Annotated in this window: 8 protein-coding genes and 1 pseudogene; 8 read left to right on the top strand and 1 reads right to left on the bottom strand. The window is 41.1% G+C overall.

Annotation, left to right across the window (positions count from 1 at the left end):
* Window positions 1–26: 26 nt before the first annotated feature.
* From iolE to lhgO, 8 genes and pseudogenes are all read left to right on the top strand, one after another.
* Window positions 27–959 carry a myo-inosose-2 dehydratase gene (gene iolE, locus B0I26_RS13995; RefSeq protein WP_111646047.1) on the top strand — a complete coding sequence of 311 codons (933 nt, stop codon included), beginning with the start codon at window positions 27–29 and terminating at the stop codon, window positions 957–959.
* Window positions 960–974: 15 nt separating this feature from the next.
* Window positions 975–1799 carry a 5-deoxy-glucuronate isomerase gene (iolB, locus tag B0I26_RS13990; RefSeq protein ID WP_111646046.1) on the top strand — a complete coding sequence of 275 codons (825 nt, stop codon included), beginning with the start codon at window positions 975–977 and terminating at the stop codon, window positions 1797–1799.
* Between the two features lie 19 nt (window positions 1800–1818).
* A complete protein-coding gene (gene iolC, locus B0I26_RS13985; protein WP_111646045.1) occupies window positions 1819–2826 on the top strand; it encodes a 5-dehydro-2-deoxygluconokinase in 1008 nt (335 codons plus the stop codon).
* Between the two features lie 32 nt (window positions 2827–2858).
* Entirely contained in the window at window positions 2859–4319 is a 1461-nt protein-coding gene (locus B0I26_RS13980) for a CoA-acylating methylmalonate-semialdehyde dehydrogenase (RefSeq protein WP_111646044.1), read from the top strand.
* Window positions 4320–4406: 87 nt separating this feature from the next.
* On the top strand, window positions 4407–5309 hold the full coding sequence (gene fba / locus B0I26_RS13975) for a class II fructose-1,6-bisphosphate aldolase (RefSeq protein WP_111646043.1): 903 nt from the start codon (window positions 4407–4409) through the stop codon (window positions 5307–5309).
* 10 nt (window positions 5310–5319) lie between these two features.
* Window positions 5320–7044, top strand: a complete 1725-nt coding sequence (locus B0I26_RS13970) for a methyl-accepting chemotaxis protein (RefSeq protein ID WP_245934804.1) — start codon at window positions 5320–5322, stop codon at window positions 7042–7044.
* 48 nt (window positions 7045–7092) lie between these two features.
* A complete protein-coding gene (locus B0I26_RS13965) occupies window positions 7093–8310 on the top strand; it encodes an MFS transporter (RefSeq protein WP_111646042.1) in 1218 nt (405 codons plus the stop codon).
* A gap of 430 nt (window positions 8311–8740) precedes the next feature.
* Window positions 8741–9562: pseudogene (lhgO, locus tag B0I26_RS13960) on the top strand (L-2-hydroxyglutarate oxidase); the annotation flags it as partial.
* A 164-nt stretch (window positions 9563–9726) separates the two neighbouring features.
* On the opposite strand, the gene B0I26_RS13955 reads toward lhgO, so the two are convergent.
* On the bottom strand, window positions 9727–11031 hold the full coding sequence (locus B0I26_RS13955; RefSeq protein ID WP_111646040.1) for an acetamidase/formamidase family protein: 1305 nt from the start codon (window positions 11029–11031) through the stop codon (window positions 9727–9729).
* Window positions 11032–11655 lie beyond the last annotated feature (624 nt).

The following is an 11655-nucleotide window of genomic DNA, read 5'->3' as shown; positions in this document are numbered from 1 at the left end:
TCAAATCCAAAATAGAGGTGTGAATGATGCCAATAAATCAGACACAGACCAACTTTCGCATCGGCATTGCTCCGATTAGCTGGGTCAATGATGATATTCCTGGTCTTGGCGACCATTATACGCAAGATCAAGTTTTATCCGAAATGTCCTCCCTTGGGTACATTTCCACGGAAATGGGGCGGCTTTTCTCACAAGACCCTTCATCCTTGAAGGCGAAATTAGAAAAGTACGGAATACAACTGGCAAGCAAATTTGTAGGCGTATTATTTTCTGATGAGGGCCGTCTGGAAGAAGAGCTTCAATCGTTTAGTCAATGGGTTAAGTATCTAAAAGAAATGGGTTGCGAGCATGTGATTGTGTGTGAAATGGGCGGCTCGATGCACTGGGATCCTCGACGTTCTTCTGATGATAAAATAATTCAAAAGTTAACAGATAAAGAATGGCAATCGCTAGTCGATGGGTTGCATCGAGCAGCCAATATATGCCGTGAATATGGCATGAAGCTAGTCTATCATTTTCATGCCGGCACGGTCGTTGAAACTGCTGAAGAGATTGACCGTTTAATGGAGTTGACCGATCCGAATCTCGTACATTTATTGTACGATACAGGTCATGCTCTATATGGTGGCTATGATCCATTAGAACTTTTGAACAACTATTATGATCGAATTCAATATATCCATTTAAAAGATGTTCGACGTGAGGTTCTTGAAGAGGTTAGGAGGGAAAATTTGGACTTCCGTAGTGCTGTGCTGAGAGGGATGTTTACTGTGCCAGGAGACGGTTGTATTGATTTTGCTCCTATTTTCGAGAAATTAGTAGAAAAAAACTATGATGGTTGGATCATTGTAGAAGCAGAACAGGATCCGGCTGTAGCTCATCCATATAAATACGCAAAAATGGCGAAGGAATATATTGATTTTATCATCCAATCTGTCATGGATGTGAAACAAAGATAAGGGAGTGGGAGATGTATGAGCCACTTGATAGTTCCCAGTCACAGGCCCGATAAAGAAGGAAAAGTATTGAGTGTTACCCCGGAATCGGCTGGCTGGGGGTATGTGGGGTTTGAAGTCTATGTCCTACAAAAAGGACAGACTTTGAAAAGAGAAACCGGTAAGCAAGAAGCTTGCCTCGTCCTTCTGAGCGGAAAAGCAACGGTTTCAACGAAAAAAGAACAATGGAAAAACATTGGCGAGCGAATGAATGTATTTGAAAAAATCCCGCCATATTCTGTTTATGTTCCATCTGAGGATTTTTATGAAGTAGAGGCGGTGACCGATCTCGAAATCGCTGTTTGTTTGGCACCGGGAAAAGGCACGTATCCTGCCCGATTAATTGCTCCTGAGGACGTTGGGATAGAAATAAGAGGAGCTGGAAACATTGAAAGAAAGATTCATAACATTCTTCCTGAACAAAAGCCGGCAGATAGCTTACTAGTGGTAGAAGTGTTTACACCTGAAGGGAATTGGTCGAGTTACCCTCCTCACAAACATGATCAAGATAATCTACCTCATGAGTCTTATTTGGAGGAAACGTATTATCATAAAATCCATCCGGGTCATGGGTTTGCGGTACAACGAGTGTATACGGATGACCGCTCTTTAGATGAAACACTGATCGTAAAAAATGGCGATGTCGTATTAGTTCCTAAAGGTTATCATCCTGTTTCGGCACCGCCGGGATATGAGGTCTACTACTTGAACGTCATGGCTGGACCGGTTCGGACATGGAAGTTTCATAATGATCCGGATCATGAATGGGTAATGGAAAGTAAGTTAGCAGCGAAACGTTCATAGAAGAAAGGGAGGCCGTTTGATGAATCATTTAACATTTGATCTGGAAAAGCCGTTAGATTTTATCGCCATCGGTCGATTATGCATCGATTTGAATGCGAACGAAATGAACCGCCCGATGGAGGAAACGGTGACGTTTACGAAGTATGTAGGGGGATCCCCTGCCAATATTACCATCGGAATGTCCCGCTTAGGGATGAAAACGGGATTTATCGGTCGTGTGGCAGACGATCAGATGGGACGGTTCATTATCAATTACTTAAAAGAAAATAGAATTGATACATCTAGTGTAATTACTGACAAATCTGGAAGTGTAACAGGACTTGCATTTACTGAAATCAAAAGTCCGACCGACTGCAGTATCCTCATGTATAGGGATAATGTAGCGGATTTAAAATTGGAGCCGAAAGATGTGAAAGAAGAGTACATCAAACAGGCAAAAGCCATCTTAATTTCCGGAACAGCCCTAGCTAAAAGTCCGTCCCGGGAAGCTGTATTCTTGGCACTTGACTATGCTAGAAAACATGGTACGGTCGTTTTCTTTGATCTTGATTATCGTCCTTACACTTGGAATTCAAGAGAAGAAACCGCTATTTATTATCATCTAGCTGCAGAAAAGTGCGATGTCATCATCGGAACCCGGGAAGAATTTGATATAATGGAGCAATTTGAGGATCACCGGGGCGATGATGAGAAAACAGCGAAAAAATGGTTTGACTATCAAGCGAAAATCATCGTTATTAAACACGGTAAAGACGGTTCGATTGCGTATACGAAAGAAGGAGAAGTATTCAAAGGAACGATTTTTCCGGCAAATGTTATCAAAACATTTGGCGCGGGGGACTCTTATGCAGCTGCTTTTATCTATGGATTAATGCAAGGCTGGGACATCTCAAAATCGATGGAATACGGTGCTGCTGCTGCTTCGATTGTTATTTCGAGCCATAGTAGTTCGGATGCAATGCCGACATTGGAGCAAATCGAAAGTTACATCCGGAAATGCAAGAATGGAGAAATTATCACGACATAATAAATATTAAATAATGAAAGGAGAAGATAAAAATGACAACAACAGCTAGTGTGCAGACATTGAAAAACTATATTGGAGGGCGCTGGGTCGAATCGACATCTGGAAAAACGGAAATTGTTCCGAACCCGGCGACAGGAGAAATTTTAGCTTATGTTCCGATTTCCAGGCGAGAAGATTTAAATGAAGCCGTAAAAGCGGCAAAAGAAGCATTTAAAACATGGAGCAAAACGCCGGTACCGCGCAGAGCCCGGATTTTGTTCAAATACCAACAATTGCTTGTCGAGCATTGGGAAGAGCTTGCTCGTCTCATTACGCTAGAGAACGGTAAAAGCTATAACGAAGCGTATGGGGAAGTACAACGTGGCATCGAATGTGTCGAGTTTGCCGCTGGGGCACCAACATTAATGATGGGAAAACAGCTTCCTGATATTGCAGTCGGTATTGAATCCGGCATGTATCGTTATCCAATCGGGGTTGTCGGCGGGATTACGCCGTTCAACTTCCCAATGATGGTGCCTTGCTGGATGTTCCCGTTAGCGATTGCCTGCGGAAATACGTTTGTTTTGAAACCATCAGAACGCACACCGATGCTTGCGAACCGGTTGGCGGAGCTATTTAAAGAAGCAGGGCTTCCGGACGGCGTGTTGAACATTGTTCACGGAGCACACGATGTCGTGAACGGACTATTAGAGCATCCGGATGTGAAAGCCATTTCCTTTGTGGGGTCGCAACCGGTCGGTGAATATGTGTATAAAACAGCAGCCGCTCATGGAAAACGTGTGCAAGCTTTGACCGGTGCGAAAAACCATTCCATTGTGATGCCGGATGCGGACTTAGATTTAGCCGTTCAGCAAATTATTAACGCGGCATTTGGATCTGCCGGAGAACGATGCATGGCTACTTCTGTTGTAGTGACTGTAGGGAACATTGCGGAACCATTCATTGAAAAATTAGTGAAAGCAGCTAATGAAATTAAAATTGGCAACGGATTGGACGAAGACGTATTTCTTGGTCCAGTGATTCGCGGCTCTCACAAGGAAAGAACAGTGAAATATATCGAAACGGGCGAAAATGAAGGGGCTCTTTTAATACGGGACGGCCGTAAAGATCCTGCTGCGAATGAAAACGGATATTTTATAGGTCCGACTATCTTTGACCGTGTCACACCTGATATGACGATTTGGAAAGACGAAATTTTCGCTCCTGTCTTATCGATTGTTCGAGTGAATACATTGGATGAAGCGATCGAAGTTGCCAATAAATCCCCGTTTGCCAACGGTGCTTGCATTTATACAAGAGATGGGGGCAATGTCCGCAAATTCCGCGAAGAAATCGATGCGGGAATGTTAGGAGTAAATTTAGGCGTACCTGCACCGATGGCGTTTTTCCCGTTCTCTGGCTGGAAAAACTCTTTCTATGGGGATCTTCATGCTAATGGTATGGATGGAGTAGAGTTCTATACGCGTAAGAAAATGGTTACGGTTCGTTGGTAACGGTTCTTGAGTATCAAGCGATTTCCGCTTGGTACTCTTTCATTATCGCTGAAACATTTTTTACATACATGGGGAGGAGAAGGTGAAATGCCGTTAGTATCGATGACAAATATGTTGCACCATGCATTGGAAGAAAAGTATGCCGTTGGCCATTTTAATATTAATAATTTGGAATTTGCCCAGGCCATCTTACAAGCAGCAGAAGAGGAAAAGTCCCCGGTCATTTTGGCCGTGAGTCCAGGCTATATTCCTCATTTAGGCGGCTTTCATCTCGCAGCAGCGATGGTCAAAGCGCTAGTGAAGGAGTACAACATTACCGTTCCTGTTGCCTTGCATTTGGATCACGGCTCATCGTATGAACAATGTCTGCAAGCGATGTATGCAGGATTTACTTCCGTCATGATTGATGCATCGCATTATCCGTTGGATATCAATATAGCCCAAACGAAAAAAGTGGTGGAAGCCGCTCATGCTTTAGGTGTTTCCGTAGAAGCAGAAGTAGGACGAATCGGTGGACAAGAAGATGACCTTATCGTCGATGAAGCCGAGGCGATGTATGCGATTCCAGAAGAATGCGAGCGTCTCGTAAAAGAAACGAGCGTTGATTGCTTAGCGCCGGCATTAGGGTCTGTTCATGGTCCGTATAAAGGAGAGCCTAAACTGGGATTTTCGCAAATGAAACAAATCCAAACATTAACCGGCGTTCCGCTTGTTTTACATGGCGGTACCGGCATACCGATACATGACATTCGCCGCGCCATTTCCTGCGGCACTGCGAAAATTAACGTCAATACGGAAAATCAAATGGCGTTTACTGAGGCTATTCGCCGTGTGCTAGAAGAAAACACAACATTATATGATCCGCGGAAATATTTAGGAGCGGCACGGGAAGCTGTGAAAGATACAGTAAAACAGAAGATGAGGGAATTTGGTTCATCTGGAAAAGCCGAAAAAGTCCGCAATTACACCCGAATCAAGACAATTGTTTAGAGGATAAGGAATGAAACGTATGGGAAAGTATTTGAAGAAAAAGCCATTTACCACCATTCGGCAAAAAGTATGGATGGTCTTTTTGGCGATAGGGCTGTTGTTCTTCTTGACGGCAGGTATATTCTATTATTATTTCACCGTGATCAACCGTTCGTATGACGATTTCCTTCATCGGAGAATGGTCGTATTGCGCAATACGGATCACATTCAACTACAAGCATTAGAGCAAATTAGTCGGTTACAGGCATTTTTAATATCAGGAAATCAGCAGTCTATCCAAGATATGGAGAAAGCCAATCGGGAGCTAGCAGCTATTCTACAAAATACAAAAGAATTAGTAGAAACAAAAGAAGAGCAACGTTACATTTGGAATTTACAAAGATTAAATAAAGGGTTTTTGAATGTAACGGGGCAGGTGACTCAATACAGGGATGATGACGCATCCGTTCAACTAATCGCTTCATTTGCGGATATGTTCAATAAATTTGCCAATGATATGCAGAAAGAGGCAAAGAAACTAGCCAATCTCGAACAGCAACTTTTAGAGCAGCAAATCGCTCAAAATAATCGGCTTGTTATGCGAATGTTTTCCATACTTATTCCGGTTTGTCTCTTCGTTGTATTTCTTTTGTTGTTCATTGGATGGATGGTTTCTAAAATGATTGTCAAGCCGGTTGTGATGGTGTCAAATGCTGCTCGAAAAATTGCCTTTGGCGATTTAACGTTAGGTCCTGTTCCAGTCAACAGCAAAGACGAAATTGGTGAGTTGGCAGAATCGTTTAATATTATGAGGGAGAATCTCCGCCAGCTTATTCAGGAAGTAAGTGGGAATGCCGAACAAGTGGCATCGTTTTCCCAAGAATTAACCGCAACAGCCGAGCAAACGAGAACAGCAACTGAACAAATTGCTACTACGATGCAGGAAGTATCAGCGGGTATCCATAAGCAAGTGGAAAATGTCGACTATACTTCCCGAACAGTTCAAGAAATGTCTTTCGCTGTACAACAAATTGCAGACCGTATCCAAATTGTTTCCTCTAAAGCGATAGAAGCTTCTGAAAAGTCAGCAGAAGGAAGAAAAGTAATGGAAACGCTAGTCCAACAGATGACGTTAATTAGTCAAACGGTAAGCGAATTGTCCAATGTAGTAAAAGAGTTAGGAACACATTCAAAAGAAATTAATCACATTATTGAAGCGATTACCGAATTTTCTGCACAAACGCATTTATTAGCGTTAAATGCGACAATAGAGGCAGCGAGGGCAGGGGAACATGGACGGGGGTTTGCCGTGGTAGCGGATGCAGTCCGCAAGCTGGCAGAACAATCTTCCCAATCTGCCCAACAAGTTTCCTTATTAATCAGTAAAGTTCAACAAGAGACAAATAAAGTAGTCACATCGATGGAGGATGTAACAGAAGAAGTAGCATCTGGCATACAATTAGTCCATATGGCGGATGAATCGTTTGCGCATATTCACGATACAGTCTGCGATGCGACTGCTCAAATACAAAATGTGTCATCCACTGTCGTACACATAGCCTCAGGAACAGAACAGATCGTACAGTCGATGAAGCATGTTGAGGAGATTACAGAATCAGCCTACCTCAGCACACAGGAAGTATCCGGGGCAACGGAAGAACAATTAGCGTCGATGGAAGAAGTTTCTACAGCTGCTCATACGTTATCCAAAATGGCGGAGAAGTTACAGACACTAATTGGGAATTTTAAAGTATAATATGCCATAAAATCGAATGAAATAACGAAATAACAAGGAGGTGATAAGTTGCGGACACTTTCTTCTGCCAGAGATCGATACCTCTTTTTAATCGCTTCATTTGTGTTTTGGTTTTCAAATTTTATTTATCTGCCGATTTTATCTCCATATCTTGAGTTATTAGGAGGGACGTACACATTTATCGGTGTTGTTTTAAGCAGTTACGGACTTATGCAGTTTTTATTTCGGCTTCCTATTGGAATGGCTTCTGATTTTATAAAGCGAAGGAAACCGTTTATTATACTCGGAATGTTGATGGCGATGGTGAGCGGTTTGACGTTTGCATTAACGGATAGTTTAGGATGGGCGCTTTTATCTCGGGCATTTGCCGGTGTTGCGGCAGCGACATGGGTTGCTTTCACCGTTTTATATTCGAGTTATTTTGTAGATGAGGAAGTTCATCGGGCAATGAGCAGTATTTCCTTTGTTGTGGTGTTAGCCCAGCTAATGGGTATGTCTTTCAGTGGTTATATTGTCAATGAGTGGGGATGGCATGCCCCATTCTGGATAGGTGGGATTCTCGGTATCATTGGCACGGTTCTCTCTTTTTTCATTTATGAACCGAAAAAAGAAGGAATTATGCGAGCGCCGATACATTTTAAGGACCTCGTATCGGTCATTAGAGAACCGACACTTTTAAAAGTCTCTTTACTATCTATTTTAGCCCATAGCATTATTTTTACGACAATGTTTGGATTTATACCTATGTATGCATTACATATAGGGCTTCGGGCAAATGATCTCAGTTTTATCGTGTTTTCGTTTATGATCCCCCATGCAGTTGCGACACTTTTTATGGGAAAAGTATTTGTTCCTATTTTAGGAAAGTGGAAATCTTTATTTATCGCATTTTTGTTCAGTGCCTTATTCACGCTTATAACTCCGCTTATTGATACAAAAGGGTTGTTATGTATTGTTCAGGGTGTTAATGGATTTTCACAAGGACTCCTTTTCCCATTGTTATTAGGAATGTCGATAGAATCCGTTCCGCATGAAAAAAGAGCTACAGCTATGGGGGCTTATCAAGCTTTGTATGCGATTGGTATGTTTGCAGGACCCTTGCTTGCAGGAATGTTGAATTCGGCTATAGGGATCGTAGCTGGATTTTATTTTGCAGGTATATTAGGATTAATAGCTACTATTTTCATTATCTTTTGGAGTAGAAAGAAACAACCTTGTAAAAATGATTTTCATTCCATGGTCTCTAAGAGCTTTTTCCACCGGTAAGTGTTACAGAAAGTAGAAAATAAAATCTTACGATAAGCAAAATGCAGTGGAAGAATAAGATCGGGTATATGCAAAATGTTTGGGAGCGAATATAGCGAGCAGTGCCTGTCACTGTTCGCTTATTCGTTTTTATTCTCTATTCTTGTCGTAGTTGGTGGTCATTTTGGGAGATATGCTTGTATTCTTGACCACTATGGAGGAGAAGATTATTTACATGCCGTTTTTAAGTCACTATTACCAGTTGAAGAGCGTTCCTTTCACCGACCGTTAAAGCCGATGATAAAATCCCCACAACAACAGCGGTTTAAAATTCCTCAAAAATAACAGATAATCGTTTCAAACCAACGTAATTAGATGGGGGAGAAAAACAATGTTGCACTAATATTCGATTTATTTTCTTAATTTTTTAAAATTTTTCTTGAAATAAACTTTGGAGCCGCACGTAAATGGAATGAAAGCGATTCATGTTCCGATGGCCGGGATTGTCAATTATAAAAAAGTAGCTGAAAAAATGGCCGAACTCATCCAGGAAAAAGGCGGACACATTCTTTTAAATCACATGGTGGAATCGATTACAGAAACAGCGGATGAAGTGGTGATCGATACGAATCATGGGACAATAAAAGGCTCTTTTTATATTAATTGTGCTGGTCTTCATTCAGACCGCATTGCAAAGCTGGCTAATATTAAAACGGATGTAAGAATTGTTCCGTTTAGGGGAGAGTATTATCAATTAAAGCCGGAAAAAAGATACTTAGTAAAAAACTTAATTTATCCCGTACCGAATCCCAATTTTCCATTTTTAGGGGTCCATTTTACAAGAATGATCGATGGCACCGTTGATGTTGGTCCTAATGCTGTGTTGAGCTTTAAGCGGGAGGGATATTTAAAAACAGATTTTAGCTTAAGAGATATGAAAGACGTACTTTATTTTAAAGGATTTTGGAAGCTTGCATCTCAATATATGAAAGAGGGAGTAGAAGAAATGGTAAGGTCTTTTTCAAAAAGACAATTTGTGAAAAGTGTCCAAAAATTAATGCCTGATATTCAAGAAAATGATTTGCTTCCAGGTCCTTCAGGAGTGCGGGCACAAGCACTAAAAGAAGACGGGACGCTTGTTGATGATTTTTATATTGTTCATGGCAATCGTTCTATTCATATTTTAAATGCCCCTTCTCCGGCCGCAACTGCTTCCATTGAAATTGGAAAGGAAATGATTCGACATTTAGAAAAGTTCCGTTTGGTTGTATAAAATAAGAAATGTACAAAAAACAACCCCATACCCCTTCATCGCGGTATGGGGTATCTTTATAATTTTGCTTGTTCCTAAGAACAACAATAGCTGTCTGTTCTTGCGCTAAATTGTGTTAAGTACTTCCTTGACATGATTACGACTACCATGCGATTCTATATAAACTACTCTAAAGAATGGATATATTGATCGCGTACTAATTGAGTAATGCCAATCTTATCTAGATATTCTACAGGGCATAAGAACGTTACCGTTACTACGCCTGGATGTCTGCCAATTTCGATAGAACCTGTAATCGTTGCCCGATTCATTACTTCCGGAACTGTAATCCCTAAAACCTCGGCGGCTCTTTTTAAACCATTTTCAGTTGCTTCATTTAAGTTTGCCCCCGTTCCAATAAAGGAAATAGGGAGGGATTCCTCTAATTTTTTTACACCCCATTGTTCCGCTATATCAAGTGCCATCTCTTTTTCTTTCTTAGTAATAGGTTTTGCCAGATAAGGAAGATCCTCTTCTACAGGTAAAAGAATAGGACCATCCATATTTAAACCTTTAATGACTTTCACTTGAAGAGTTACTATTCCGGCTACATCAGTCGTATGCCCTGCTATTTCACCATCTCCTTGCATAGCGTGCATATCCCCGAGGTAAACACCGCCGCCTCGCACTTTTACAGGACAAATGAGAACAGCGCCTTCCCGTACCCGATTAATATCCATATGTCCATCGGTACGATCTTTTAATTGTTCCCGTGTTATAGCATATTCATGCGGAGCGTCTATTAAAAACTGACCAAAATCCCCGGCATTATGGGAATCTGGTAAAGGTCGTGCAGGTGTCGTACCAAGCTGACCCAAGAATGGGCGAACTCTTGCAACTGTTCCAACCAAATCGTGCGGAGCAAATGTTACAATCGGATTTTGTACTGAATTATCAGGTGTCGCCATATAATAGCGACCTTCTCTAGCAATCTGTTCTGCTGCCTCTTTATGCAAAGTAACTCCTATATTCTTGTTGGAATCGAAAGCGATCGTATAACCATTAGTAAATTCAAATGGTGATACATCTGCACCACAATTTGCACAACGAATGGCCTCTTGGCCTATTCCCTCAATCTTAGTCTCCGGATATAGCGTTCCGCATTCAGGACATTTTACAGCAACAAATGGATCCCCTAAAAATCTTCCCTCTACCGGCTTATCATTTCCCGATGAAGTGGCGATTGAAGTTACACGGATTGATTTAATTTTAATGGCAATAGCGTCTCCCACTTCTGCTCCTTCTACAAAAACAGGTTTAGTTACCTCATGACCGCCACGGATACAAGGTGTAATCATCGGTCCCCAACATCCAGGAGCAGTATTAGCAATAATATACCCGCCATCTTTTACAGGTCCAAGCATTTCACCATTGGGATCTAAAATCCCATTCGTAAATTCATTCACAAATACTGTTTGTTTCGCTTCCATATTTTCTCCCCCATTTAAAAATATTTACTTATTGATGGTAATTATAAGAGAACAAGCCAAATGTCTCAATTTATTAGTCTGTGAATTGTGAATGGTTGAACAAAACCTTAATCATGACTTAATGCTTATCATTTAACTGATTCATTTTTTCGGTTTTACCTGGTTTTTTTACAAAGCTTCTGACAGAGTCTTTTTGATGATTTCATCTATATCGCACAATAGAAAATTGTTTTCTTTCATCTTTTTTCGACATGTTTCAACATTATTTTAGCTTGTTATTAGGTAAAATTTGAGAAAGAGAAGTTTAGCGATTCATTGAATTTTTAACATTTTTTGAGAAGTGGGGTTGCCATGAAAACATGGATAAAACATGAAGACCAATAACTTTGTAAAAAACATACGGTCGACATTTTGATGGGGGAGAAAAGGTTAAGAAAGTTAATCCCCCAAAAAAGCAGAACTCCAAATAAGTGTCCGATATCTCAATAGGCGTGAAAAGGTGATAACAATGAACAACAGATGGAATGCTTTTATAAGGATGGGCGAAAAACCCCTACGCCTTTAGGCTAGGGGATGTAAGCCCTAACGACCTTGTTCTTGAATATATTTTTGGATAATCTCTTT

Source organism: Paranoxybacillus vitaminiphilus, assembly GCF_003259935.1.
Lineage (GTDB): Bacteria > Bacillota > Bacilli > Bacillales > Anoxybacillaceae > Paranoxybacillus > Paranoxybacillus vitaminiphilus.
Note: the sequence above shows the minus strand (reverse complement) of the source record. Positions and strands in the feature narration are given on the sequence as shown.

Excerpts from the sequence above, each read along its gene's own strand:
- iolE (WP_111646047.1), top strand. The coding sequence starts at position 27 with ATGCCAATAAATCAGACACAGACCAACTTTCGCATCGGCATTGCTCCG.
- iolB (WP_111646046.1), top strand. The coding sequence starts at position 975 with ATGAGCCACTTGATAGTTCCCAGTCACAGGCCCGATAAAGAAGGAAAA.
- iolC (WP_111646045.1), top strand. The coding sequence starts at position 1,819 with ATGAATCATTTAACATTTGATCTGGAAAAGCCGTTAGATTTTATCGCC.
- B0I26_RS13980 (WP_111646044.1), top strand. The coding sequence starts at position 2,859 with ATGACAACAACAGCTAGTGTGCAGACATTGAAAAACTATATTGGAGGG.
- fba (WP_111646043.1), top strand. The coding sequence starts at position 4,407 with ATGCCGTTAGTATCGATGACAAATATGTTGCACCATGCATTGGAAGAA.
- B0I26_RS13970 (WP_245934804.1), top strand. The coding sequence starts at position 5,320 with ATGAAACGTATGGGAAAGTATTTGAAGAAAAAGCCATTTACCACCATT.
- B0I26_RS13955 (WP_111646040.1), bottom strand. The coding sequence starts at position 11,031 with ATGGAAGCGAAACAAACAGTATTTGTGAATGAATTTACGAATGGGATT.